We start from the raw sequence: 24,840 nt of genomic DNA on the forward strand, positions 1-24,840 counted from the left end.
CAGGTTGCGCTTCACGGTCGAACGTAGTGCGCGCCTCGGCGCTCTCCCCGCAGCTCGAGCTCGCCGGCATCGACCAGCCGGCGAAGGACCGCCCGCGCTTGCGGGGGGCTGAGTCGGCACAGCTCTGCTGCCTTCGAGCGCGTGATGGCGCCGAACTGCTCCACGTACGAGATCACCATCCGGTCCTGCTGCAGAGGATCGGTGTCGCGAAGGCGCACGTACTCACTCGCTCGACTGGATCGGTAGAACGCCGCTGTCAGGTGGTATCGCCGGCTGCGGCCGTTCCCGCGCGGTTCCACGATGCCGGCCTCGGACAAGCGGGTGAGTTCCTCCCGAATCCGTCCTTCCGGCAGGGCCAGGGCGCTATGGATCTCGGTGACGGTCGCATCATGCACGGCTTTGAGTTCGTGGAGTATCCGAAGGTGGGTGACCGACAACGGCGCGCCGTCAGCGTCATCGTGCTCGACGACGAACCGCACCATCTCGATATCGGCCGCACTCGTCGGGATGGTGACGGACACGATCTTCTCGTTGGAGGCCGAGTAATCGGGCCCGTCCCTGCCGAGCCGAAGCAGTTGACCATAGATGTCGGGCACACCACGCCCGTATCGGTCGACAAGACCTGCGCGCTTGAACGCCTCGGCGAGGATGACGCTTCTCGGTCGCGACTCGTCGAGGATGTTCGCCAGCGTGATGCCGGGAGGAAAGCCGCCAGGGCTGGACACTCTGAGCGCAGTCTCACTCAACTGCACCCGGATCGGGCCGAGCTCGGAGTAGTCCCGGTGGATGACGGCGTTGGATACGGCCTCGCGGACGACGCCGACGGGCAGTCGCGGAATACCGACGCGGTGAAGTCCGACCATCACCTCCTGCTCGGAGTTACGGACATCGAGAAGCTCCGCTATCCGCTGGACCGATGCGAGCAGGGGAGACAGCATCTGCTCGTTGAAGGAGAGGGCGCCTGCTCGCTCCTCCTGAAAGAGGATCTCTGCCGTCGGTACGTACTGGTGCAGGGCGTCAGCAGTGCCGAAGAGGAGGATCGCGCCCAGCGTCAGCTCGCCGGTCTCTGCGCGCAACAGTCGCAGTGCGCGGAGAATCTCCTGGTCGCTGGACTCCGCGAGGCCGCGGTCTCCCTTGCCTGCGGCGCACAGTCGGCGAAACCGATCGAATTCGCGAGGGTCCAGGGCGGCCATCGAAGCGCCGCGTGCAGGAGCCTCGGCGTAGTCGCGTCCTTGCGCACTGAGACCGGCGGAGATGATCTCGTGCGGAAGGTAGGGCACGCATTCCGGCGCGCCGTCACTCCTGATCGACCGACGCTTGAACACACCGCCCTTGGTGCTCGTCGGACTCACCGCCTTCGGCACATCGATGACGATGACGTCCATCTCGTTGAGGCGCACGACCTCGACGAGGGTGGCGACGGGGGGTTCCGTCTTGTTGAGGATGTACGCGCTCAAGGATGCGGCATCGATGGGGGACCCTGAAGGCGACTCGGCTCCGCTGACCGTGCCATCGTCGTCGACCCCCAGGAGGAGGAATCCTCCGTCTGCGTTGGCGAGGCAAACGACGGCTTCGAAGATCGCCGAGTCGTCGAGCTGGCCCCTCTGGGCGCGCTTGAATTCGACGGTGAAGGTCTCACCGCCGTCGACGATGGACTGGAGCTCTTCCGGAGTCATCGTCTCATTCTAATTCATAAGTATGGTTATGGGAGTTGCCAGTGGCATCATGTTCATAAATGCTCATACATATGACGTGCTGCGAGCTCGGATCCCGCCGTACAGGGGTCACCGCTCCTCCGCGTACCGGGGCGCCATCGACTCCATCTGGTCCATGACGAGGCGGATCGCCTCCGGCTGCTTGTCCGGCGGATAGCCGTTCTTGACGAGCAGCCGCTTGATGGATGCCCGCAGCTTCGCCCGCACGTCGTCGCGCACCGTCCAATCGGTGCGCACGTCGCGGCGCATCACCTCGACGAGGTCGCGCGCGATCTGGGCGAGCACGCCCTCGCCCTGCACCTGCACGGCCGATTCGTTCTGCGCGACCGCGTCGTAGAAGGCGAGCTCGTCGGAGTTCAGCGGCGGGGTGAACGACTCGCCCCGCGAGGCCTCGGTGCTGACCTCGTGCGCGAGTTCGACGAGCTGGGCGATGACCTCGGCCGAGGTGAGCTGCTGGTTCGTGTACTTCAGCATCAGCTCCCCGATGCGCTCGCTGAACGCCCGCTGGCGAACGACGTTGTTGCGCGCCGCGGTGGCCGACTCCTCGAGGAGCAGGGCGCGCAGCGCCTCGATCGCGAGCTGCGGGTTGGGCGACTGCTGCGCGGTGGCCACGAACGACGGGGTCAGGTCGGCGAGCGAGGGCTTGGGCATCCCGGCCGCGGTGTAGATGTCGACCACGTCGCGCGCCTCGGTCGACGTGTCGATGAGCGCCACCAGCAGGCGCTGCACCTCTTCGGGCACGGGTTCGCCGCGCGCCTGCCGATCGCGTGCGTCGTACTTGGCCATCCATACCCGCACCTCCTCGTAGAAGGCGATCTCGGGGCGCAGCGCCTCGACCTCCGGCGCCCGCGAGGTGAGCGCCCAGGCCCGTGCGAGCTGGCTCGACAGGCGGCGGTAGCGCGCTGCGAGGGTCTCGGGCCCGAGAGCGGGGTCGTTGGCGGGGCCGGGGGCGCGCAGGTGGTTGGTGGCTCCCGAGGCGGCGTTGAGGTAGGCCTTCGCGCCGCCGGCGTTCATGACGGCCTTCCAGTCGTAGCCGATCAGCAGTTCGCGCAGCCGGTCGATGAGCTCGAGGGTGAGCACGACGGCCTCCTCGGTGCGCTTGCCGACGGGCTTCTCGTGCTGGTCGCGCACGGTGTACTCCGCGAGCGCCTTGGCGAGGTTGTCGACGAGCGGGGCGAAGGCCACCAGCAGCCCGTCGGCCTTGCCGCGGAAGGTGCGGTTGACGCGGGCGAGGGTCTGCATGAGCAGGGCGCCCTTGAGCGGGCGGTCGAGGTAGAGCGTGTGCAGCGGCGGTGCGTCGAAGCCGGTGAGCATCATGTCTTTCACGATGACGAGCTCGAGCTCGTCGTCCACGTCGCGCAGTCGGCTCTTGACGGTCTCGTTCTCGCTGGGCCGGCGCACGTGCTCGACGACGGGGGAGACGTCGGAGGGGGTGCCGGAGTAGACGACCTTGATGCGGCCACGGGCGAGGTCGTCGGAGTGCCAGCTGGGTTCGAGCTCGACGATCGCGTCGTAGAGGCGCGCGCAGATCTCGCGGGTGGCGCCGACGATGAGCGCCTTGCCCGGCCCCTCGATGAAGGGGCGCATGCGGGTGCGCCGCTCGTTCCAGTGGTCGACGATGTCGCGGGCGAGGGCGGCGATGCGCTCGGGGGCGCCGTACACGGCGTTGACGACGGCGACGGAGGCCTCGATGCGGGTGCGCTCGGCCTCGTCGAGCCCGAGGGTGGCCTCGTCGGCCGCCGTGTCGATGTCGTCGACGGTGACGCCGTCGGCGAGGGCGACGGTGACGAGCCGCGGTTCGAAGTAGACGGGCACGGTGGCGCCGTCCTCGACCGCGCGGGTGAGGTCGTAGATGTCGATGTAGTCACCGAAGACCTCGCGGGTGTTGCGCTCGTCGAACGACACCGGCGTGCCGGTGAAGGCGATGAGGGTGGCGCGCGGCAGGGCGTCGCGCAGGTGCCGCGCGTAGCCGTCGAGGTCGTCGTAGTGGCTGCGATGCGCCTCGTCGACGATGACGATGATGTTGCGCCGGTCGCTGAGCAGGGGGTGGGCGGTGCCAGCCGCCTTCTCGGCGTCGGTGAGGCCGAACTTCTGCAGGGTGCTGAAGTAGATGCCTCCGGTGGTGCGGTTACCGAGCTCGTCGCGCAGCTCGCTGCGGCGCCGCACCTGCTGCGGCTTCTCGGGCAGCAGCAGGCTGCGTTCGAAGCCCTGGTAGAGCTGGCCGTCGAGCTCGGTGCGGTCGGTGATGACGACGATGGTCGGGTTGCGCAGCGCCGGGTGGCGGGCGACGAGGTTGGTGTAGAGCTCCATCTCCATCGACTTGCCGGAGCCCTGGGTGTGCCAGACGACTCCGGCCTTGCCGTTCGAGGCGACCGCCTGCACGGTGCTGCCGACCGCGCGGCTCACGGCGAAGTACTGGTGCGGCTTGGCGATGCGCTTGGCGAGGGCACCGGCATCCGCATCGAAGGCGACGAAGTTGCGCACCAGCTGCAGCATGCGCTCCTGGTTGTAGAGGCCGTAGAGGCTGTCTTCGAGCGCGGTGACGACGTCGCCGTCCTCGATACGGCCGCGCTCGACGGGGGCGCCGTCGTCGTCGACGTTCCACGGGGCGAAGTGGTTCAGCGGGGTGAAGGGGGTGCCGTAGAGCGTGTCCTCCGTGCCGTCGCTCGCGAGGGTGAAGGCGCAGAAGCGGAACGCGGTGGGGAACTCGCGCAGGTACGTCTGCAGCTGCGCGTGCGCGGCGGCGGCGCTGGTGCGCTCGGAGCCGGCCTTCTTCAGCTCGATGATGCTCAGCGGCATGCCGTTGACGTAGAGCACGACGTCGAAGCGGCGGCTGTGCTCGCGGTCGCGCACGGTCACCTGGTTGACGGCGAGCCAGTCGTTCTCCTCGGGCAGGGCGCTGAGCACGCGCACGGTCGCATTGACCTCCTGCCCGTCGGCGTCGAGGTAGCTGAACCGGTATCCATCGGTGAGGATGCCGTGCACGCGGTGATTCTCGGTGATCGCGTCGGCGGATGCCGGGCTCGCGATCTCGGCCAGCGCCTGCTTGAGGTACTGCGCCGGCACGGCCGGGTTGAGACGCCGGAGCGCCTCGAGCAGCCGGGAGGGGATCAGCGGATCGGCCCACGACTCGCGCTGCCCGGAGCCGGGCGCGATCTGCTCACCCGTCGCGACCCGCCAGCCGAGCTCGCCGAGCGCCTCGAGCGTCAGGTTCTCCCAATCGGCCTCGCTGATGCCCGCCATCAGAGCACCTCGCTCACGGCGCGCTCGGCGTCGCGGACGCGGAGCTTGCCGGACATAAGTTGCGGGAGGAGGGTGTCGCGGAGGGCGGCGAGTGCGTGGTTCTCCCTCATTCGTTCGAGGGAAGTGGCCAACTCGGCCCATTTGCTGACCTCTCGGCGTTCCGCTTCTCGCAGCAATGGCACCTTCACTCCAGAGAGCAGTGCGGGAACGTCCAGGTTAGGCATTGCGGTGCCAGTACGGAAGCTTTGGAAATCCCCGGCATCCCAGGCGGCCAACATGGCGAACCACGCAGACGTTAGGTGTCTTTCTTGGCCGGGAAGAGCGACCAACCGCCGAACGAAATTGCTATACATAATTGGCAAATCGAAGCCCCTTCTGACCTCGGGCGTCACGAGCAAACTTGGCCCAAGTGAGCCAGAGCCCGCCGTCCAGATTTCGGTTGTCACACTTGCAATTCTTTTCCCAGCTTGGGCGAGGGAGACGAAACGCTCGGGAAGGTCCAACTGAGTGCCGGCCACGTAATCTTGCAGATCTCTACCTCGGAAGATGTGCACTTTTTCGGACAGTTTGGCAGAATAGTCCGCTTCGCCCCACACGCCTGAAAGGCCAGGTGCAACGACCTTCCGCAGCGGCACCTGCGCATTTCCGGCCAGCTTTAGGGCCCAGTTGGCTCGAGCGAAACGCAAAAGGTTCTTCTGAATTGCAACGTTCGCGGCGATCTTTTTGTCCAGTGCGTCCAACACATCTGCAATCGCACGTTGCTCAACCAGCGACGGAGTGAGGTAGGAAAATGCTCCGATTGTGCGGCCGCTCAAATTTTGCTGCGCGGCTCCCGTAGCAAGTCCAACTGCGCGAGGGCGATCATTCAGAAGTGCATAAAAAAGCCATCGATAATCACAGACTTCTTCGTTTGCGATGAGTGCGCAAGAGGCTTGGTTGCATGCAGACGGTTCGGACAGAATGCCCAGGGCACCTACCGTCGCCCCATACATGGCCATGAGGACGGTGTTGGCTGGCAAAACTCGTGCGGCCGATTCTTGAACGGCTGCAGCGGTTATACGCTCCTCATACTCGGTCACGATGCCGTCTTTTAGCTCGCCAGTTTTGATCCACGGAATTGTTCCGTTCCGAAAGAATTCCGGCCGAGCGCGACTTGGCGTTCCGCCGCTTGTGACTTTTCGACATAGCTCGGAAACGCTCTTCATCTGCCAGGGCTCGTTATTCACGACACGCGCCCTAGCTGCTCGCGCACGACTCGCGCCAAGCGGTCGGACTCCTCGAACTGGGCGTAGAGCTCGGCGGTGAGGCGCTCGAGCTTCTGCTCGAGGGGCTCGCCATCGTCTTCGACCTCGGCGGCTCCGACGTAGCGGCCCGGGGTGAGCGCGTAGTCGGCCGCCTTGATCTCGGCGAGGGTCGCCGAGTAGGCGAAGCCCGGCACGTCGGAGTACTCGCGCGGAGCATCCTCATCGATCGTCGGCGTACCGCGCCACGCGTGGAAGGTGTCGGCGATCAGCGCGATGTCGTCGTCGGAGAGCGCGCGCTCCGCACGGTCGACCATGTGGCCAAGGTTGCGGGCGTCGAGGAAGAGCACCTGGCCGGTGCGGTCGATCGCGCCGCCGCGACCCGCCGTCTTGTCCTTCGCGAAGAACCACACGCAGACCGGGATGCCCGTCGAGCGGAACAGCTGCGTCGGCAGCGCCACCATGCACGAGACGAGGTCCGCCTCGACGATCTCGGCGCGGATCTGGCCCTCGCCGCTCGAATTCGACGACATCGAACCATTGGCCATGACGACGCCGGCCTGCCCACCCGGGGCGAGCTTCGCGAGGATGTGCTGGATCCACGCGTAGTTCGCGTTGCCGGCAGGCGGTACTCCGAAGCGCCAGCGCGGGTCGGCCTCGTTGCGTGCCCAGTCCTTGATGTTGAACGGAGGGTTCGCCATGACGAAGTCGGCCTGCAGATCGGCGTGCAGATCGCGCGCGAAGGTGTCACCCCACACCCCGCCGAGGTTGCTGCCGAGGCCGTGGATGGCGAGGTTCATCTTCGCCATGCGCCAGGTGCGCTCGTTGAGCTCCTGCCCGTAGACCGAGATGTCGCTGCCCTCGCGCTGGTGGCCCTCGAGGAACTTCTCGGCCTGCACGAACATGCCGCCCGAGCCGCAGCAGGGGTCGTAGACGCGACCGTGGGTGGGCTGCAGCATCTCGACCAGCACCCGCACCACTCCGGCCGGCGTGTAGAACTCGCCGCCGCGCTTGCCCTCGGCGGCGGCGAACTTCTCGAGGAAGTACTCGTACACCTCGCCCAGCAGGTCGCGCGCTCGGCCCGCGCCCTGGCCGGTGAAGCGCGCCGAGTTGAACAGATCCATGAGCTCGCCGAGCCGGCGCTGGTCGACGTTGTCGCGGTTGTAGATGCGCGGCAGGGTCGAAGCCAGACCCGGGTTCGAATCCATCACCTGCCCCATCGCCTCATCGATCAGCAGACCGATCTGCTTCGGCGGTTCGGCCCCCACGGCCGGCAGGCCCTTCGCGTTCTCGGCGAGGTAGCCCCAGCGCGCGCGCTCGGGCACCCAGAAGACGCCCGAGCCGGTGTACTCGTCGACGTCGTCGACCAGCTGGGCAACCTGCTCGTCGTCGAGCCCGTCGGCGAGCAGCTCGGTGCGGATGCGCTCGCGCCGCTCCTCGAACGCGTCGGAGACGTACTTGAGGAACACCAGGCCGAGGATCACGTCCTTGTACTGCGAGGCGTCCATCGACCCGCGCAGCTTGTCGGCCGCCTTCCAGAGCGTGTCCTTCAGCTCCTTCATCGTCGACGGCGCGGCGGGCGACTTCATTCTCGGGGGCATCAGGGGGTTCCTCTCGTGGGGGGCGGTGCGTCGGGGGTGATGAGCTGAAGGGCGTCGCGGGCGAGGCCGTCGACGAGGGTGCGCTCGAGGTCGTCGAGACGGGCGAGGCGCTGCTGCGCCTCGGCCCGCTCGGCCTCGATCGCGTGCAGCACGGGGGTGAGGGCGGGCTTCTGCCGGGCATCCACCGATCGCAGCGGCCAGGCCCGCCACTCGATATCGGATGCTGCGCGCGCGCCGATGTCGGCGACGAGCGCCTCGGGCACGAGCTCGGCGTCGCCCTCGCCGGTGATGCGCAGCACGCGGGCCGGAGCCAGCACCACCGCGAAGCCCTCGCGGTCGATCAGGGCCGCGGGCCGCGGCGAGGTGATGAAGACCACGTCGCCCGGCTCCGTGAACCGGGCGGAGGGGAACTCGGCCGCGACCCGGAGGCGGTCGACCGATCGCGTGCCGAGGCGGCTCGCATCGAGCACCTCGTCGGTGCCGATCACGGGCATGCGACCGGAGTCGGCCGCGCGAGCCTCGACGATCGAGCCGAGCCGCGTGCCCGGCAGGCGGCGCAGGTGGCGGGCCGCGATGCGCTCGCCCACCGTCGACAGGCGCACGGGGGCGGCGCGGTCGGCGGATCGCGGGACCGGTCGATGCGGCAGGGGCAGGTCGAGCGCACCCGCGAGCTCCTCCACTCTCACGGCGAGCTCTGCCGGCGTGCGGCGAATGGGGCGCAGGGGCGAGCCGTTGTCGGAGCCCGCGACGAGCGACTCGGTGCTCGCGAGAAGTCGACGGGTAGGGGTCGGTCGCACGAACCGGAAGGCGTGTGCCCGCAGTTCGGCGAGGCCACCGAGTGCGAAGGCCAGGTCGTTCGAGAGGTCGGCCTCGGCCGCCGGCTGCGTCAGGCCGGTCGAGAGGTCGGCGGTCATGATCCAGCGGTCGGCGAGCTCGACCCCGGTCGGGGCTGCACCGATCACCCAGAGGGCGAGATGTTGTCGAGGGGCCGTCGGGCGAAGGCCGCGGGGCAGGCGCACGATCGCCCGGACCCGCCCGGTGCGCAGCAGCCCCGCACGGATGCCATCGGGTTCCCGCGGGAGCGCGCCGTCGCAGAGCACCGACGCAGGGCCGACGACGACGGCCGTACCGGTCGGTGAAAGTCGCATCACCGCGTCGTCGAGCAGCGCCAGCTGATCGGTGAGGCCTGGCCTGCCGCGGGGAGCGCCCAGGACGAGAACCAGTAGTTCAGGTCGATCGGCGTGGAGCGCCGCACGGCTGTCGGGGACGACGTGAACGCCATGCACCCGCAGTCGACGGCGAGCCAGGCGCGCGGTAGCGAGCTGCTCGGTCGTCGACCCGGCGTGGCCGATGAGGGCGACCTGGTCGTCGGCTTCGGCGACGGCCGCCGCGCGGACGAGGATGTCGGCGGCTGCTCCCGACTGGTCGACCAGCAGCGGCGGGGAATCCGCGTGATCGACCCGGAGGCGCGACGAGACCGCGCGGACGATCGCGGCCCCGATCGCGGCCGCTGCGGGAGAGAGGCCCTTCGTGCCCGGACCCTCGCGAGTCGCGACCGCCCGCTCCATCGCGGCACTCTCCCCGAAAGACGCGTCGACGAGCCCGTCGACGTAGCGCGCGAGATCAGCGTGCGCGCTGATCGCCTCGGTCTCGGTGAACAGGAAGTCGTCATCCGGGTCGGCGGCGTCCGCCGCGTCGAGCAGGGCGTCACGGGAGAGACCCGCGAGGGGCCGGCCCACCGCTGCCCGCAGTGCGATGAGCGCCGTCACACTGTCGGCGCTCGCCTGTGCCGGAACGTCGCGATGGGCGCCGAGGTCGGCGGACGCAGAACGATTGTTGCCGCGGCCCGTCGACTCGAGCCACTGCACGACGTCGTCCGCCGAGAAGCGCATCGTGCCGCCGTCGGCATCGACCGGCGCCGGGAACGGGAACGCCGAACCCTCGGATCGCGTCCTCCACACGGTCACGACGGGGCGCTCCACGCGGGCGAGCTGCGCGATCTGACTCATGGAGAGGAGCGCGGATGACACGGGCGGGCTCCTCTCCTTGTTGCGGCTTGCTGGTGCGGGTGAGTGCACGGTATCGCGTGGGTGAGGCATTCGCCAGCAATCACGCGATAAGGGGGCTAATCACCTTGATGTTGCTGATGACACCGGCGGCTCTTCTAGCGTCGGCCTCTGCACCATTCCGCAGTCACTCACTCGCATTCCCCACCTGGAGGACCCCATGACCCACCCCGCCCCGCAAGCGACGGCGACCGATACCGGTCGACCTGCCGCCCGATCGTTCGTCATCACGTGGCTGCTCGCGCTGCTGCTCGGCGCGGTCGGGGCTGATCGCTTCTACCTCGGCAAGATCGGTACCGGGCTTCTGAAACTGCTCACGTTCGGCGGCCTCGGCATCTGGGCTCTCGTCGACCTCATCCTGGTGCTCACCGGCAACCAGCGCGACAAGCAGAACCGGCCCCTCGAGGGCTACCGCGAGCGGCGGACACTGGCCTGGGCGGTGACCGGGGCCTTCCTGCTGATCGCCATCATCATCGGCGCTACCACGGGCGGCGGCAGAGACACCGATCCCGTGCCGGCCGCGGCACCTGCGACCGCGGAGGCGGAGCCGGTCGAGGAGCCGGAGGTGAGCGAGCCCGAGCCCGACCCGGCCCCCGAGCCGGCGGAACCGACAGTGCAGGACTGGGCGGACGACAACTTCGGCGTATTCGATCCCATCACCCAGAGCGGCGCCGGCGACAGCATCATCGCCCTTCCCGCCGGAGTCACCGCGGGCGTCGTCACTGCCAGCCATGACGGCGCGCGCAACTTCGTCCTCTCCGTGCTCGATGCCGGCAATCAGTCGACGGGCGATCTGCTCGTCAACACGATCGGCGCGTACACCGGCACCACGGCCTACGGGCTCGCCTCGTTCGGCGAGGGCACCAGCATCCAGATCACGGCGGACGGATCGTGGTCGATCACGATCGCTCCGATGTCGGCCGCAGCGCCGATCCCGGCAGCCGGCAGCGGGGACGGGGTGTTCCTGTACGAGGGCCCGGCGGGTGCCCTGGCGCTCACGCACGCCGGCGAGCGCAACTTCGTCGTGATCCAGGATTCGGCCCGGGACTTCGAGTTCGGTCTGCTCGTCAACGACATCGGGCCGTACACCGGCACGGTGCCGATGATGAGCGGCCCGTCGGTGATCACGATCACCGCTGACGGCGCCTGGACGGCGGTCACCCCGTGAGCGGCGAACAGCACCCGGCCGGCTCCTCGCCCGAGAGTCCGTCCATCCCGGCCGGCCGGAGGGCGGCTGCGTCGCAGCGGACCATGATTATGGTCGCCAGTGCCCTCGCGGCTGCCGCGCTCGTCGGCATCATCGTTGTGGCGATCGCGGTCATGAGCGGAGGATCGAAAGGTGACGAAGGTGAAGCCGCTGGGCCTGCCGCCGAGACGGCTCCCTCGCTGACCGTGCTCGAACAGGCCGTGCGCTCGTGCGCTCTCTCGACCACCGACTCGGTCGTCGTGGGCGACGAGGGAATGACGGTCACTGTCGACGGTCGCGGGGACGAGGACCCGGACGGAGCATCGATCTCCGACACGTTCTGCCTGCTCGACGCCACTGAGGTCTCCACCGCGGCGATGGCGCAGATCGAGGGGACCACTTCGCTTCAAGGACGGCAGTCGGCCAGTTGGGGCGGTGTGGACGCGAGCTGGACGTACCATCCGGATAACGGGCTCGATCTCATCCTGACCGAACGGTGACCACAGGGGCGCGTTCATGCGAAGGTCGGGCCGACTCCCAGGCGCTGCTGGTCAACTCGGGGGAGCCGGCGGAGCCCCTCTCCCGCGCTCACCGCGCACCCCACACCGAGCATCCCGAGGAGAACCATGCGCACCGTCACCGCCTACGCCGCCCCGTCCGCCACCGAGCCCCTCGTCGAGACCACCATCGAGCGCCGCGACGTCGGGCCGAAGGACGTCATGATCGACATCGCGTACGCGGGGATCTGCCACTCCGACATCCACACCGTGCGCGGCGAGTGGGGCGAGATCCAGTACCCGCAGGTCGTCGGGCACGAGATCGTCGGCACCGTCACCGAGGTCGGCTCGGAGGTCACGAAGCACCAGGTCGGCGACCTCGTCGGCGTCGGCTGCATGGTCAACTCGTGCCGCGAGTGCGAGTACTGCCTGCGCGGCGAGGAGCAGTACTGCGCCGAGGGCAACATCGGCACCTACACGGGCGTCGACCCCGCCGACGGCACCATCACGCAGGGGGGCTACTCCCAGGCCATCGTCGTCACCGAGGACTTCGTGCTGCGGGTGCCCGAGAACCTCGACGTCGCGAAGGTCGCCCCGCTGCTGTGCGCCGGCATCACCCTCTACTCGCCGCTGCACCACTGGAAGGCGGGTCCGGGCATGCGGGTCGCGATCGTCGGCCTCGGCGGGCTCGGGCACATGGGCGTGAAGATCGCCGCCGCGCTCGGCGCCGAGGTGACCGTGCTCTCGCAGACGACCTCGAAGAAGGACGACTCGATCCGCTTCGGCGCGAAGGCCCACTACGCGACGAGCGACCCCGAGACCTTCACGGAGCTCGCGAACTCCTTCGACCTCATCATCAACACCGTCTCGGCGAAGGTCGACATGGGCGCCTACCTCGGCCTGCTCGCCGTCGACGGCACCCTCGTCAACGTCGGCGCCCCCTCCGAGCCCCTCGAGGTTCCGGCCTTCGCGCTCATCCCCGCGCGCCGCAGCTGGGCCGGCTCGGCCATCGGCGGCATCCGCGAGACGCAGGAGATGTTGGACTTCTGCGCCGAGCACGGCATCCTGCCCGAGACCGAGCTCATCCCGGCCGAGCAGATCAACGAGGCCTACGAGCGCGTGCTGCGCTCGGACGTGCGCTACCGCTTCGTCATCGACGCTGCGACCTTCTCGGAGCCGACCCCCGCGTAGGCTCGGGCACCATGGCAGCCGGCGCAGTGGTCTACACGTTCACCGTGAACCTGGCCGACGTCGACCGCGGCGTGTACGAGGAGCTGTCGCTGCGCGCCGCGCGGCACCCCTCCGAGACGGACGCCTACATGGTGACGCGCGTGCTCGCGTACTGCCTCGAGTACGTCGAGGGCATCCGGTTCAGCGAGGGCGTCTCCTCGACCGATGAGCCGGCCGTGCTCGTGCGCGACGCGACCGGGCGCCTCACCGACTGGATCGAGATCGGCGCCCCCGACGCGGCGCGGCTGCACCACGGCAGCAAGCTCGCCGACCGCACCGTCGTCTACACGCACCGCGACCCCGTCCGGGTGGCGAGCGTCTGGGCGGGCAAGAAGATCCACCAGGCCGAGCGCATCGTGCTGCGCAGCTTCGACCCCGGCTTCATCGACGGCGCCGTCGCTGCGCTCGAGCGCCGCAGCGCGATGACGCTCTCGGTCACCGAGGGCCAGCTCTACCTCGACCTCAACGGGGCGGCCCTGAGCTCGGCGCTGCACGAGCAGCCGGTGGGCTGAGCGGCGCCCCCTCCGCCGGGCCGACGGCGTCGACCCGCAGGCCTCCGCGCTGGGCGGCCGCGCCGGCCGTGATGACGAGGGCGATGCCGACGAGCTGCAGGATGCCCGGCTGCTGCTGCAGCACGATCAGGCCGAGCAGCAGACCGAAGGCGGGCTCGAGCGCCAGGAGGGTGCCGAAGGCGGTCGCCGTCATGCGGCGCAGGGCCAGCATCTCGAGCGCGAAGGGCAGCACCGGCAGCAGCAGGGCGAGGCCGATCGCGAGCGGCAGGTGCTCGAGGCGCAGGTGGGGCAGCGCCTGCGGCACGCCGACGATCGCGGCGGTGACGGCGGCGACGGGGATGGTGAGGGTGAGGGCTCCGATGCCGTCGAAGCGGTCGCCGACCTTCTGCGTCAGCAGGATGTAGCAGCCCCAGCCGACGCCGGCGAGGGCGGCGAAGAGCACGCCGAGGGGATCGGTCGCCCCCGTCCACGGCTCGGTCATGAGCACGACCCCGCCGAGGGCCAGCGCGGGCCAGGCGAGCGCGGCGCGCGACGGGCTGCGGATCGCGGCGACCGCGAGCGGCCCGAGGAACTCGATCGCGACGGCGGTGCCGAGCGGGATGCGGTCGAGGGCGGCGAGGAAGAAGACGGTGAAGAGGCCCGTCGCGACGCCGAGGCCGAGGAGCGGGGCGACGTCGCTGCGGCGGACCCGCCGCAGCGGGGGGCGGGCGATCGCGAGGAGGATGAGCGCTCCGGCGGTGAGCCGCAGCCACGCCGCACCGGCAGGACCGACGTCGTCGATGAGGCCCGTGGAGAGGGCGGAGCCGAGCTGCACCGACATCATCGCGGTGACGGCGAGCATCCAGGCGGGGATGCGCGGGCGCGGGCGGGGCGCGGTCACGAGCGGGCGACGTGCGTCGTCGGGGTGCCGGGCTCGGCGGCGGGCCCCGCCGGTTCGAGCACCGTCATCGAGAAGGCCGCGGGCGCGTCGCCGGCGCAGGAGTAGACGTGCGGCTCGTCGCCGGCGAAGGCGATCGCGTCCCCCGCGGCGAGCTCGTGGCGCTCGTCGCCGACGGCGAGGACGACCGCGCCCTCGAGCACCTGCAGCAGCTCGCGGCAGCCGGGGCGGTGCGGGTCGCTCGCGAGCTGGTCGCCGGGCTGCATCGTCCAGTGCCAGAGCTCGTGGACGAGCGGACCCGGCGAGGTGGCGACGAGGACGCCGCGGCCGCCGTGCTCGCCCTGCCAGAGCAGCGCTCCGGTGCCGGCGCGGGTGATCTCGGCGGCGGCGCTGCGGGGCGGGGCGACGAGCTCGGGCAGCCCGATGCCGAGCGCGTCGCTGAGCCGCAGCAGGGTGGCGATGCTGGGGTTGGCCGCGCCCTGCTCGACGGTGACGAGCATCCGACGGCTGACGGTCGAGGCCTCGGCGAGCTGGTCGAGGGTCCAGTCGCGACGGCGGCGCTCCTCGCGCACGCGGGCGCCGATGGCGAGGGCGAGGTCGTCGGGGGCGGGCATGGAGTGCACTCTACTGCACTATCGGTGCACCGTACGGGCGCGCGGGTGGACCGCCGGGTCAGATCAGGTCGCGAAGCGCCTGCTCGAGCGAGACGCCCTGCTCGCGAGCGCGCTGCTCGAGCCGCAGGCGTTGCGCGGGGGAGAGGGTGAGGGGTGCGGCGGGCGCGGCGGGCGCGTCGAAGAGGGTGGGGGCGCGCTCCGGCACGACGAGGGCGGGGGAGCCGGCGTGGGCGCCCCCGGGGAAGCCGGGGCCGGTCGGCACGGCGGTGCGGCGCTGGTAGGCCTCCGCCGCGGCCCGCGCGCGAGCATCCGCCGCCTCGTTGAGGGTGTGCCCCATGTGGCCCTTGACCCACTCGAAGCGGTAGCGGCGGCCCACGATCGCGGCGTCGAGCTCCTTCAGCAGGTCGAGGTTGAGCACCGGCTTGCCGTCGCCCTTGCGCCACCCCTTGCGCTTCCAGCCGGGCATCCACTGCGTGATGCAGTTGATGACGTACTGGCTGTCGCACAGGATGTGCAGGTCGTCGTCGACGTGCTCGGTCGCGCGGAACAGGTCGAGCACGGCCATGAGCTCGCCCTGATTGTTGGTGGCGTGGGGCCAGCCGCCGGCCGCCCACCGGTCGTCGTCGACGTACCAGGCCCAGCCCGCGGGGCCGGGGTTTCCGAGTGCTGAACCGTCGGCCGCTGCTGTGATCGTCACCCGGTTCAGCGTAGTGATCGAGCGGCGGCACGGTCGCCGAGGGCGACGAGCACCATGTGCGGCATCGTGAGGGCGGCGAGGCCGATGAACACGACCTGCAGCAGGCGGTCGTCGAGGGATGCCCCGCCGCCGGTCGCCGTGAGGAACGCGAGCGCCCCGAGCACGGGCACGACCGTGTACGCGACCACGACGAGCGCGAGGGTGCGGCGCGGGGTCGCCGCCTCCTCGGCGAAGCCCTCGCGCAGGTGGCGCGCGCTGTGCAGGGTGCAGAAGTAGACGATGAAGAACATGAGCGGCGGCGCGAGCAGCCCGAGCGCGATGGCCGCGACGAGCTCGAGGCCCTCGTGCGGGGCGCGGCGGGCGGCGATCGCGGCCACGACGACGACGGCGACGAGCAGCACCGGCCCGAGCACGGCCTGCACGGCGGCGATCTGGCGCGCGCCCTCGCCCGCGAGCACCGTGTAGAGGTCGGCCACGCCCCGCTCGTCGCGCAGGGCGGGCATGCTCAGCAGGGCGGCTCCGGCGAGGGTGCGCATGACGGGCCGGGCGACCCGGCCGCTGCCCCCGAGCCAGTCGCCGCCGAAGTGCACGGCCGAGATGAGCAGGAAGAGGGCGAGGCTCGGCACCGGCGCGAGCATCCACAGGCCGAGGACGGCCGCCGCGACCGCCGCGTACCCGAGGTTGAAGACGGCGAAGCCGACCGGCCCGCGCCAGTAGCCGAGGCGTCGGGCGATGAGCGGGTCGAGCGCGCCGTGCGGCAGGCCGAGCACCGCCGCGAGGATCGCGATGACGGCGATCTGCAGGGCGATCGGGGGCTCGGGCGCCGCGAGCAGGAAGGCGAGCGCGGTCGCGAGGGCGGCGAGCAGGAAGAAGAGCGTCTCGGGCGGGCGACGGGATGCTGCGGCCGGGGTCGCACCGGTCGGCCGGGTCGCCGCGCTCGCGCGGGGTGCCGCGAGCGTCATGCGCGGGCCGATTCCGGGTGCCGCGCGCGAGTCGACGTCGTCGGAGCGGCGCTCACCCGCGGGGATTCGGCCGGACGGCGCCGCGCCAGCCGGGCCGCCGCACGCACGGCCGCCCGCTCCTCGGCGGCCTGCGCGACGAGCGCGCGGCGGCGGTCGGGGATCTCGGCGAGGAACGGCAGCTTCGGCAGCGCGAGGATGATGCGCGCGAGGTCGCCGGGCCGTGCCGCGTCGGTGAGGAACCGCATGAGGCTCGCGGCCGGCACGCCCGCCGCGAGCGCGGCGAAGTACTCGGGCGTGCGCTCGGGGCGCGCGCGCAGCGCCTGGAGGAAGATGCGGTCCATCTGGCGGCGCGCCCAGGGCTCGGGCGGGTGCGGGAGGGGCGGCTCGCCGCGCAGCAGCGCCGCGGCGCAGGCCTCAGCCCAGCGCTCGATGCGCTGGAACCCGTAGCCGGTGGCGTCGCGCAGCGCCCCGCCGGCGGCCCCGGCGCGGACGAGGCCGGGCGGGTCGGCGACGACGGGCTCGGCGGCGCCCGCCGGGTCGACCCGGCCCATGCGCAGGGTTCCGGCCTCCTCGCGCACGACGACGCCCCCGTCGGCGGGGGCGATGCCGAGCTCGGCGAGCCGGGCATCCCGTTCGGCGGCGAGGCGGGCCGCGGGCAGCGGGTGGGGGCTGAAGCGGGTCCACTCGACGAGCGCCGTCGTGGCCTCGAGCGGCAGCACGTAGGTGAAGCCGAAGCCGTCGGCGTCGGTGGTCATGCCCGTCATGAGGCCCGCGGTGCCGGTCGTCATGCCGAGCGCGGCGAGGTCGAGGCGGCCGCCGTGCTGCACCTCGCTGCCCGCGAAGCACTGGTAGAGCAGGGCGTCGGCGGCGCGCGGGCGCGTGTCGACGACCCAGCGGGCCGTGCTCGTGCCGTCATCGGTGCGGATGCGCAGGCCGCTGCCCGACCGCGCGACGACCTCGTGCGCGTGCACGCCGAGCCGCAGCTCGACGGCCGGGCTCGCCTCGATGGCGGCGAGCGCGTGCGCGGCGACGTCGGCCGCGCGCAGCAGCTCGTACCGCGTGCCGGCGCTGCGATGCGCGACGGCGTCGGAGGCCGGAGCGCCGTCTCGGTGCCAGCTCCAGGAATCCCACCGCGCGGCGACGAGCGGCGTGTGGTCGTGCTCGCCCGAGCTCCAGAAGCCCCAGCTGCGATCGTCGGTGTAGCGCTCGCGCGGCTCGATGACGACGACGCGCAGGGCGGTGCCGGCGGCCGCGAGGCGCCGGGCGAGCGCGAGGCCCGCGGCGCCGCCGCCGAGGATGGCGAGGTCGACGTCGTGCCCGTCGCTGATCGCGCGGCCGTCGCCGTCGTGCGCGGCGCGCGGCGATGCGGTCACGGGCGGCTCCGTCCTCGGTTCGCGGCGCGTCTCGCGCCTCGTCACCCTGACCCGGCCGCCTGGTGCCCGCGAGGGAGACGGCCGCGCGTCGCCTGCTCGCCAGCCGTGCGTTGCCTGCGGATCTCCGCACATCCGACGCCCGACTAGCGTACCCCAGGGGGGTATGTCATGATGGAGGCATGGACACTCAGCAGAACCCTCCCCTCAACCTGCTCGGCGACACCTCGGCCTCCAGCGGCGGATGCTGCGGCGGTGGCGGCTGCGGCGACGGCGCGGCCGGCGCCGACACCCGCGGCACCGATGCGACCGCGACCGACTCGAGCACCGGCACCTACCGCGAGGCCGCCCCGCTCGCCGATACCATCACGGGCGCTCCCGACCCCGACACCGTGCGGCTCTCGAACGCGGGCGCGCAGCCGTCCGGCGTTTCCGGCATCGGCAACGGCACCGCGACGGCGACGATCACGCAGGAGTTCCTCGTCACCGGCATGACCTGCGGCCACTGCGTCGCGAGCGTCACGGAGGAGGTCGGCGCCGTCGACGGCATCGCCGCCGTCGAGGTCGTGCTCAAGAAGGGCGGCGCCTCGCGCGTCACCGTCACCGCCCAGGCCCCCGTCGACGAGAGCGCCGTGCGCGCCGCCGTCGAGGAGGCCGGCTACCAGCTGGCCTGAGCACCATGACCGACACGCTCTCCGCCCCCGCCCCCGCCCCCGCCCCCGCCCCCGCCGTACCCGTGCAGCTCGAGCTGACGGGCATGACCTGCGCCTCGTGCGCCAACCGCATCGAACGCGGGCTCAACAAGGTGCCCGGGGTCGAGGCGAGCGTGAACTACGCGACCGAGAAGGCGACGGTGCGATCCGTGGCCGACGGTGAGCCGGTCGACGTGGATGCCCTGCTCGCCGCCGTGCAGAAGGCCGGGTACTCGGCGAGCCTCGTCGTCCCGCGCGAGGCGAGCGCAGCATCCCCCCGCTCTGCCGATGCCACCGTGCCGGAGCGCGACGAGCTCGCCCCGCTGCGCCGGCGTCTGCTCATCTCGCTCGTGCTGACCGTGCCCGTAGTGGCGCTGTCGATGATCCCGGCGCTGCAGTTCACCTACTGGCAGTGGCTCGTGCTGACCCTCGCCGCGCCGGTCGCGGTGTGGGGGGCGTGGCCGTTCCACCGGGCGGCGGCCGTGAACGCACGGCACGGCAACGCGACGATGGACACGCTCATCTCGGTGGGCGTCGCAGCGGCGTTCCTCTGGTCGCTGTACGCGCTGTTCCTCGGCGGGGCCGGCACGGCCGGCATGACGATGACGCTGCAGCTCTTCGGCACGCCCGGCTCGGGCGCGCACGAGATCTACCTCGAGGTCGCCGCGGCGGTGACGGTGTTCATCCTCGCCGGGCGCTACCTCGAGGCGCGGGCGAAGCGCGAGTCGGGTGCGGCGATGAACGCGCTGCTCGACCTCGCGGCGCGCGATGCGATCGTGCTGCGGGACGGCGTCGAGATCTCGGTGCCCGTCGAGCAGCTGCAGGTCAACGACCGCTTCATCGTGCGCCCCGGCTCGACCGTCGCCACCGACGGCGTCGTCATCGAGGGGGAGACCTCGCTCGACGCCTCGCTGCTGACGGGCGAGTCGCTGCCCGTCGATGTCGAGATGGATTCGCGCGTCACCGGCGGCACCGTCAACGTCGGCGGCGGACGGCTCGTCGTCGAGGCCTCGCGCGTCGGCGCCGACACCGAGCTCGCCCGCCTCGCGCGGCTCGTCGAGGAGGCGCAGACCGGCAAGGCCCGCGTGCAGCGGCTCGCCGACCGGGTCTCGGGCGTCTTCGTGCCCGTCGTCATCCTGCTCTCGCTCGGCACCCTCGTCGGCTGGCTGCTGCTCGGCGGAACGGCCGAGCAGGCCTTCACCGCCGCCGTCGCGACGCTCATCATCGCCTGCCCCTGCGCGCTCGGCCTCGCGACGCCGACCGCGCTGCTCGTCGGCACGGGGCGCGGCTCGCAGCTGGGCATCCTCATCAAGGGCCCGCAGGTGCTCGAGCAGACCCGCCGCATCGACACCATCGTGCTCGACAAGACGGGCACGATCACGAGCGGGGCGATGTCGGTCACGGCCGTCTCGCCCGCGGCGGGCTCCGATCTCGACGCGGATGCCCTGCTCGCGCTCGCCGCGGCCGCCGAGCACGGCAGCGAGCACCCGCTGGGCCGCGCGGTCGTCGAGCACGCCGCCGCGCAGGGTCTCGCCCTGCCGCCCGTATCGGGCTTCACCGCGCACGCCGGCGCGGGCGTCTCGGCCGAGGTCGACGGGCACGCCGTGGCGATCGGACGCCCGGCCTGGCTGGCCGAGCAGTGGGCGATCGCGGTTCCGGATGCCGCTGCCGCCGACCTCGCCGCGCACGAGTCGCGCGGCGCGACGCCCATCGCCGTGGCCGTCGACGGCTCCTTCGCCGGGCTCGTCGTGCTCGCCGACACCGTGAAGGCCTCGGCGGCGCTCGCGATGGAGCGGTTCCGGGCCCTGGGCCTCACGCCGATGATCGTGACGGGCGACAACGCCGGAGCGGCCGCGGCCGTGGCCGCCGAGGTCGGGATCTCGGCCGACGCCGTGCGCGCATCCGTCACCCCCAGCGGCAAGCTCGACGTGATCCGCGCCCTGCAGGCCGAGGGCCGCGTCGTCGCGATGGTCGGCGACGGCGTCAACGACGCGGCGGCGCTCGCCGCGGCCGACCTCGGCATCGCCATGGGCGGCGGCACCGACGCGGCCATGGCGGCGAGCGATCTGACGATCGTCTCGGGCGACCTGCTCGTCGTCGCCGACGGCATCCGCCTCGCCCGCCGCACGCTGCGCACGATCGTCGGCAACCTGTTCTGGGCCTTCGGTTACAACGTCGCGGCGATCCCGGTGGCGATGCTCGGCCTGCTCAACCCGCTGCTCGCGGGGCTCGCGATGGCGCTGTCGAGCGTCTTCGTGGTGACGAACTCGCTGCGGCTGCGCGGGTTCCGGGCGCTGCCGCGGCCGTAGGGCTCGGAGCGCTGGTCAGCGAGGCGAGGCGAGGAGTCGGCTACGCCGGCGCGGTCCGACGTACGAGGGCGCCCGCGGCGGTGAGCAGCAGCGCGGGAGCGGCGGCCCACACGAGGCCGAGGGCGAGCGCGAGCAGCGGCCAGCCGCCGATGTCGGCGGCGCGCATCGGCGCGTCGCCGAGCGAGAGCGCCGCGCAGGCGATCCAGAGCGCGCTCGCGGCGCCCGCGACGGCGGCGCACCCCGCGACGGGGCCGCGCGCGTTGCCGAGCTCGGGGGCCGAGCGCGCGCCGAGCACGGTGGCGACACCGATGATCGCGGCCACGGCGGCGACGATCCCGCTGCCCGCGGCGAGCACGAGCGCGGGCGCCGTCGCGCTGACGCCGTTCGCCGACCACTGCACGGCGATGCTCGTCGGCAGCCGGGGCAGCCAGAGCGCCGCCGTGACGGCGATCGCGGCGAGGGGTGCGACCAGCGCAAGCAGTGCGAGCGCGCGGAGGACCCGGATGATCATGCGGCGACTCTAGTCGAGGATCCGTCGGGTCGTTTCGCATGCCGGCGCGACGTCGCGCGGGGCGGGGCCCGTGATGCCGGAGCTCAGGCCGTGGGGGAGGCGCAGGGGTCGGCCTCGGGCGCGAAGCGCAACCAGCCCGGCAGCTCGCGCGTGAAGGCGGCGAGCGTGTCGTCGTCGCGGGCGATCGTCCAGTCGACGTCGGCGCCGACCTCGACCTCGAACTTGTTCCACTCGAACCAGTTGATCATCGCCAGCGCGGGGAAGCGGCTCGCAGTCTCGGCGCTCAGCACCTGGCTCCACCAGGAGCGCTTGACCTGCAGGGCGAGCTCGGGCGGAGCATCCGCCGTCACGAAGGCCGCCGTCTCGGGGATCGCCAGCGGCTTGCCCGCCTGCTCCGCGTACTACGCGTAGAAGTCGGGCAGGGCGCTGTCGTCACCGCCGAGGCCGTCGTACTCGCCGACCAGCTGCTCGGCGAACTTCGTCGGCTCGGCGATCTCGTTCTCGCCCCAGGGATGCACCGATCCCCAGTGGTAGAGCGACATGCCGACCCAGTCGACGACGTCATCGCCCGGGTAGTACGGCGCGTAGGGGTCGTCGCCCATCGACAGCAGTCCGTCGTCGTCGGTGTCGAGGAGGCGGAACGGCAGCTCGGTGAGCGTGGTCTCGAACTTGCCGCCCGCGAAGGGGTAGCCGCCGCCGTAGTTCGGCGCCCACATCATGGTGGTGCCGGGGGCGCCCTCGTCGAGCGCGGCGGCGAGCATGCGGAACGAGGCCACGTAGGCGGTGGGCTGCTGCCCCCAGGGGTACCACGAGCCGTTCATCTCGTGCGCGTACCGCACGGTGATGGGCACACCGGTCGCCGAGATCTCGTGCAGCAGCGCGGCCAGGTCGTCGGCGACGACGGGGGTCACCGCGGCCAGGCCGTCGTGCGGCTCGAGCGTCAGCAGCAGGGACGAGTGCTCGCCCCGGGCCTGCTGCGCCGCGAGCACGAGGTTCGTGCGGTTCTCCTCGGTGAGCGGCAGCTCGGCGAACACCACGGCGACCGCCGGCGTCTCGCCGAGCACCCCCGACAGCTCGGCCAGGGTCTCGGTGCCCCAGTCGAGGTTGACGCCGAACAGCACGCCCTCGGCGGGGACGAGCGATGCCGCGTCGGCGGGGCAGCGCGCCTCGGCGGTCGCCGCTCCCGAGCCCTCGGAGGTACTGCACGCGCCGAGCGCCGTCACGAGGGCGCCGACCGCGAGCGCGGCGAGCGCACGGGTCCGGAAGCCGGGGCGGAGTGACACCGGGCGAGGCTACGGGGCGATCGCGGGGTGCGGATAGACCCCCGATAGCGGGGGGGTACTGCCGCGCCCGCCCGCGATGCGGCGCGTGCGGTGCCGTGCGGTGCCGTGCGGTGCTGTGCGGTGCCGCGTCCTGCCGCGTCCTGCCGTGCCGTGCCGTGCCGTGCCCTGCCGTGATGTGCCGTGCCGCCGCGAGCGTCGCCCACGCGAACGGTGGCCGTGACGCTTCCACAATCACGGAGCGGGTGAGCAGCCTTCACTCGTTCCGCGATTGTGGAAGGCGGCAGGTGTGGTGTCGTTTCTCCTGCAGAACGCGCGCTGCCGGCGTTCGGCACTGCGGCCCCGCGCGGTCGCGGCGCGGAGATGCAGGAGTTCGCGCACGCCCGGCTCTCGAGGAGCGTCGCGCGGGCGGGACGGGCGGGCGACGCCGCGGCCGGCTACGGCCGCGCCCGTACGCGCGGCGTCGGCAGGGCGACCGGGGCGCCGGGGAGGCGCAGGGCTCCGCTCGCCGAGGCCGGCACCACGGGCGACAGCGGGGCGACGGCCGGCACGGGCGCGTAGGCGGCGCCGAGCGCGGGACGAGCATCCACGTCGCCGCGGTTCGGCCACATCGCGACCGCGCGCTCCGCCTGGGCGGTGATCGTCAGCGAGGGGTTCACGCCGAGGTTCGCCGAGACGGCCGCGCCGTCGAGCACGTGCAGCCCGGGGTGCCCGAAGACGCGGTGGTAGGCGTCGATCACCCCCGTCGACGGCGAGGCGCCGATCGGGCACCCGCCGAGGAAGTGCGCCGTCATCGGCACGTTCACGACCTCGCTGAGGCCCGACTGCGGGAACCCGCGCATGTGCGTCGCCATGAGGGCGTAGGCGCGGTTCGCGAGCGGGATCCAGCTCGGGTTCGGCTCGCCATGACCCTGCGACGACCGCAGCCGGAACCGCCCGAACGCGCCGCGCTCGCCGCGCACCGTGATCGAGTTGTCGCGGCTCTGCATGACGAGGCCGACGACGGTGCGGCGGGACCAGCTGCCGATGCCGACGAGCAGCGAGGCGACCCGGCCGGGGTGCCGCACGAGCTGCCCGATCCAGCGCAGCCAGCGCGGACCGCGCCCGTCGCCGTCGACCATCAGGGTCGCGAGCAGCGCCATCGCGTTCGAGCCGTGCCCGTAGCGGCAGGGCTCGAGGTGGGTGTGCTCGTCGAGGTGCACCGAGCTCGTGATCGCGACGCCGCGCGTGAAGTCGACGCCGCGCGCGTGCGACAGGGCGGTGGATGCTCCGCCGAGCGACTCCGAATTGGTGCGGGTCAGCTCCCCCAGCCTCGGCGACAGCCCCGGCAGATGCCCATCGAGGCGCATCCGGTGCAGCAGCTGCTGGGTGCCCCAGGCGCCGGCGGCGAGGACGACCTCGTCGGCCGTCCAGGTCTGCTCGGTGCGGCGCCCGCGCCCCGTCGCCCGCGTGGTCACGACGTACCCGCCATCGGATCGCGGCTCGAGCCGCACCACCGTCGTCAGGGCGTGCACGGTGGCGCCGGCCCGCTCGGCGAGGGGCAGGTAGTTCTTCACGAGGGTGTTCTTCGCGTTGTGCCGGCAGCCCGTCATGCACTCGCCGCACTGCAGGCAGCCGGCACGGTCGGGCCCCGCGCCGCCGAAGTACGGGTCGGGAGCGACGACGCCCGGCCCGGCGCCGAAGTGCACGCCCACCGGCGTCAGCCGAAAACTGTCGGAGACCCCGAGGTCGCGCGCGACCGCCCGCATGATCGCGTCGGCGGGCGTCTCCGTCGGGTTCTCGACCACGCCGAGCATGCGGCTCGCCTGGTCGTAGTACGGGTCGAGCTCGGCCTTCCAGTCGGCGATGCCGGCCCACTGCGGGTCGCGGTAGAAGGCGTCCGAGGCCGGGCGGTAGAGCGTGTTGGCGTAGACGAGCGAGCCGCCCCCGACGCCCGCGCCGGCGAGCACGAGCACGTCGTCGAGCAGGTGGATGCGCTGGATGCCCGTGAGGCCGAGGCGCGGCGCCCAGAGGAAGCTGCGCAGGTTCCAGCTGGTGCGGGCGTGCTCGGCGTCCGCGAAGCGGCGGCCCGCCTCGAGCACCGCGACGCGGTAGCCCTTCTCGGCGAGGCGCAGTGCGGCCACCGAGCCGCCGAAGCCCGAGCCGATGACGAGCACGTCGTGGTGGCGCGGGCCGGCGGCGGTCGGGGTGGCGCCGACCGGTGCGGCGGCGGCGTCCGGGGTGCGTGCGCGGAGCAT

The 24,840-nt window shown here is 71.8% G+C and carries 20 protein-coding genes; 6 read left to right on the plus strand and 14 right to left on the minus strand.

From position 1 onward, the window contains the following. Positions 1-11 precede the first annotated feature (11 nt). The 5 genes from HGB54_RS00125 to HGB54_RS00145 all read right to left on the minus strand — a co-directional run bounded on the left by HGB54_RS00125 (position 12) and on the right by HGB54_RS00145 (position 9,830). Entirely contained in the window at positions 12-1,676 is a 1,665-nt protein-coding gene (locus HGB54_RS00125; protein WP_168914655.1) for an RNA-binding domain-containing protein, read from the minus strand. Between the two features lie 108 nt (positions 1,677-1,784). Then, a complete protein-coding gene (locus HGB54_RS00130; protein WP_168914656.1) occupies positions 1,785-4,958 on the minus strand; it encodes a type I restriction endonuclease subunit R in 3,174 nt (1,057 codons plus the stop codon). Then, positions 4,958-6,184, minus strand: coding sequence for a restriction endonuclease subunit S (locus tag HGB54_RS00135; RefSeq protein ID WP_168914657.1), 1,227 nt, complete (start codon positions 6,182-6,184; stop codon positions 4,958-4,960). Before HGB54_RS00135 ends, HGB54_RS00130 begins: the two co-directional genes overlap by 1 nt. After that, on the minus strand, positions 6,181-7,800 hold the full coding sequence (locus tag HGB54_RS00140; protein ID WP_168914658.1) for a class I SAM-dependent DNA methyltransferase: 1,620 nt from the start codon (positions 7,798-7,800) through the stop codon (positions 6,181-6,183). Before HGB54_RS00140 ends, HGB54_RS00135 begins: the two co-directional genes overlap by 4 nt. After that, positions 7,800-9,830, minus strand: coding sequence for a hypothetical protein (locus tag HGB54_RS00145; protein WP_168914659.1), 2,031 nt, complete (start codon positions 9,828-9,830; stop codon positions 7,800-7,802). Before HGB54_RS00145 ends, HGB54_RS00140 begins: the two co-directional genes overlap by 1 nt. 196 nt (positions 9,831-10,026) lie before the next feature. Here HGB54_RS00145 and HGB54_RS00150 point away from each other — a divergent pair, with 196 nt between their 5' ends. The 4 genes from HGB54_RS00150 (at position 10,027) to HGB54_RS00165 (ending at position 13,291) form a co-directional block, all read left to right on the plus strand. Further along, positions 10,027-11,034, plus strand: coding sequence for a TM2 domain-containing protein (locus HGB54_RS00150; RefSeq protein WP_168914660.1), 1,008 nt, complete (start codon positions 10,027-10,029; stop codon positions 11,032-11,034). A gap of 83 nt (positions 11,035-11,117) precedes the next feature. Continuing rightward, on the plus strand, positions 11,118-11,552 hold the full coding sequence (locus HGB54_RS00155; protein WP_168914661.1) for a hypothetical protein: 435 nt from the start codon (positions 11,118-11,120) through the stop codon (positions 11,550-11,552). A 126-nt stretch (positions 11,553-11,678) separates the two neighbouring features. Further along, positions 11,679-12,740, plus strand: coding sequence for an NAD(P)-dependent alcohol dehydrogenase (locus HGB54_RS00160; protein ID WP_168914662.1), 1,062 nt, complete (start codon positions 11,679-11,681; stop codon positions 12,738-12,740). An 11-nt stretch (positions 12,741-12,751) separates the two neighbouring features. Then, positions 12,752-13,291, plus strand: a complete 540-nt coding sequence (locus tag HGB54_RS00165) for a YaeQ family protein (protein WP_168914663.1) — start codon at positions 12,752-12,754, stop codon at positions 13,289-13,291. On the opposite strand, the gene HGB54_RS00170 is transcribed toward HGB54_RS00165, so the two are convergent. Genes HGB54_RS00170 through HGB54_RS00190 form a run of 5 tightly spaced genes read right to left on the minus strand, consistent with a single transcriptional unit; the run spans position 13,242 to position 17,814 of the window. Then, on the minus strand, positions 13,242-14,132 hold the full coding sequence (locus tag HGB54_RS00170; RefSeq protein WP_407663506.1) for an EamA family transporter: 891 nt from the start codon (positions 14,130-14,132) through the stop codon (positions 13,242-13,244). The genes HGB54_RS00165 and HGB54_RS00170 overlap by 50 nt on opposite strands. A 35-nt stretch (positions 14,133-14,167) precedes the next feature. Continuing rightward, entirely contained in the window at positions 14,168-14,782 is a 615-nt protein-coding gene (locus tag HGB54_RS00175) for a helix-turn-helix domain-containing protein (protein WP_168914664.1), read from the minus strand. 58 nt (positions 14,783-14,840) lie between these two features. Beyond that, positions 14,841-15,479 carry a ribonuclease H family protein gene (locus HGB54_RS00180; protein ID WP_168914665.1) on the minus strand — a complete coding sequence of 213 codons (639 nt, stop codon included), beginning with the start codon at positions 15,477-15,479 and terminating at the stop codon, positions 14,841-14,843. Between the two features lie 5 nt (positions 15,480-15,484). Then, the gene (locus HGB54_RS00185) at positions 15,485-16,441 is read right to left on the minus strand and encodes a Brp/Blh family beta-carotene 15,15'-dioxygenase (RefSeq protein WP_168914666.1); all 957 of its coding nucleotides are present in this window, start codon (positions 16,439-16,441) and stop codon (positions 15,485-15,487) included. After that, a complete protein-coding gene (locus tag HGB54_RS00190; RefSeq protein ID WP_168914667.1) occupies positions 16,438-17,814 on the minus strand; it encodes a lycopene cyclase family protein in 1,377 nt (458 codons plus the stop codon). Before HGB54_RS00190 ends, HGB54_RS00185 begins: the two co-directional genes overlap by 4 nt. Positions 17,815-17,993: 179 nt before the next feature. On the opposite strand from HGB54_RS00190, the gene HGB54_RS12540 reads away from it, so the two are divergent. After that, positions 17,994-18,485, plus strand: a complete 492-nt coding sequence (locus HGB54_RS12540; RefSeq protein WP_228545849.1) for a heavy-metal-associated domain-containing protein — start codon at positions 17,994-17,996, stop codon at positions 18,483-18,485. A gap of 5 nt (positions 18,486-18,490) precedes the next feature. After that, entirely contained in the window at positions 18,491-20,812 is a 2,322-nt protein-coding gene (locus HGB54_RS00200; protein ID WP_168914668.1) for a heavy metal translocating P-type ATPase, read from the plus strand. A gap of 40 nt (positions 20,813-20,852) precedes the next feature. Here the strand turns inward: HGB54_RS00200 and HGB54_RS00205 are convergent, their stop codons facing one another. The 4 genes from HGB54_RS00205 to HGB54_RS00220 all read right to left on the minus strand — a co-directional run bounded on the left by HGB54_RS00205 (position 20,853) and on the right by HGB54_RS00220 (position 24,840). Beyond that, positions 20,853-21,323, minus strand: a complete 471-nt coding sequence (locus HGB54_RS00205) for a hypothetical protein (protein ID WP_168914669.1) — start codon at positions 21,321-21,323, stop codon at positions 20,853-20,855. Positions 21,324-21,406: 83 nt separating this feature from the next. Then, on the minus strand, positions 21,407-21,673 hold the full coding sequence (locus HGB54_RS00210) for a hypothetical protein (RefSeq protein ID WP_168914670.1): 267 nt from the start codon (positions 21,671-21,673) through the stop codon (positions 21,407-21,409). A gap of 51 nt (positions 21,674-21,724) precedes the next feature. Continuing rightward, on the minus strand, positions 21,725-22,606 hold the full coding sequence (locus HGB54_RS00215) for a glycosyl hydrolase (protein ID WP_168914671.1): 882 nt from the start codon (positions 22,604-22,606) through the stop codon (positions 21,725-21,727). A 434-nt stretch (positions 22,607-23,040) separates the two neighbouring features. Beyond that, the gene (locus tag HGB54_RS00220) at positions 23,041-24,840 is read right to left on the minus strand and encodes an FAD-dependent oxidoreductase (protein WP_168914672.1); all 1,800 of its coding nucleotides are present in this window, start codon (positions 24,838-24,840) and stop codon (positions 23,041-23,043) included.

The sequence above is a fragment of the Microcella flavibacter genome (genome assembly GCF_012530535.1).
Taxonomy (GTDB): domain Bacteria; phylum Actinomycetota; class Actinomycetes; order Actinomycetales; family Microbacteriaceae; genus Microcella; species Microcella flavibacter.

Coding starts and splice junctions, on each gene's coding strand:
- HGB54_RS00155 (WP_168914661.1), top strand. CDS start 11,118: ATGATTATGGTCGCCAGTGCCCTCGCGGCTGCCGCGCTCGTCGGCATC.
- HGB54_RS00200 (WP_168914668.1), top strand. CDS start 18,491: ATGACCGACACGCTCTCCGCCCCCGCCCCCGCCCCCGCCCCCGCCCCC.
- HGB54_RS00185 (WP_168914666.1), bottom strand. CDS start 16,441: ATGACGCTCGCGGCACCCCGCGCGAGCGCGGCGACCCGGCCGACCGGT.
- HGB54_RS00205 (WP_168914669.1), bottom strand. CDS start 21,323: ATGATCATCCGGGTCCTCCGCGCGCTCGCACTGCTTGCGCTGGTCGCA.
- HGB54_RS00125 (WP_168914655.1), bottom strand. CDS start 1,676: ATGACTCCGGAAGAGCTCCAGTCCATCGTCGACGGCGGTGAGACCTTC.
- HGB54_RS00170 (WP_407663506.1), bottom strand. CDS start 14,132: ATGCTCGCCGTCACCGCGATGATGTCGGTGCAGCTCGGCTCCGCCCTC.
- HGB54_RS00130 (WP_168914656.1), bottom strand. CDS start 4,958: ATGGCGGGCATCAGCGAGGCCGATTGGGAGAACCTGACGCTCGAGGCG.
- HGB54_RS12540 (WP_228545849.1), top strand. CDS start 17,994: ATGGACACTCAGCAGAACCCTCCCCTCAACCTGCTCGGCGACACCTCG.
- HGB54_RS00150 (WP_168914660.1), top strand. CDS start 10,027: ATGACCCACCCCGCCCCGCAAGCGACGGCGACCGATACCGGTCGACCT.
- HGB54_RS00175 (WP_168914664.1), bottom strand. CDS start 14,782: ATGCCCGCCCCCGACGACCTCGCCCTCGCCATCGGCGCCCGCGTGCGC.
- HGB54_RS00220 (WP_168914672.1), bottom strand. CDS start 24,840: ATGCTCCGCGCACGCACCCCGGACGCCGCCGCCGCACCGGTCGGCGCC.
- HGB54_RS00160 (WP_168914662.1), top strand. CDS start 11,679: ATGCGCACCGTCACCGCCTACGCCGCCCCGTCCGCCACCGAGCCCCTC.
- HGB54_RS00140 (WP_168914658.1), bottom strand. CDS start 7,800: ATGCCCCCGAGAATGAAGTCGCCCGCCGCGCCGTCGACGATGAAGGAG.
- HGB54_RS00165 (WP_168914663.1), top strand. CDS start 12,752: ATGGCAGCCGGCGCAGTGGTCTACACGTTCACCGTGAACCTGGCCGAC.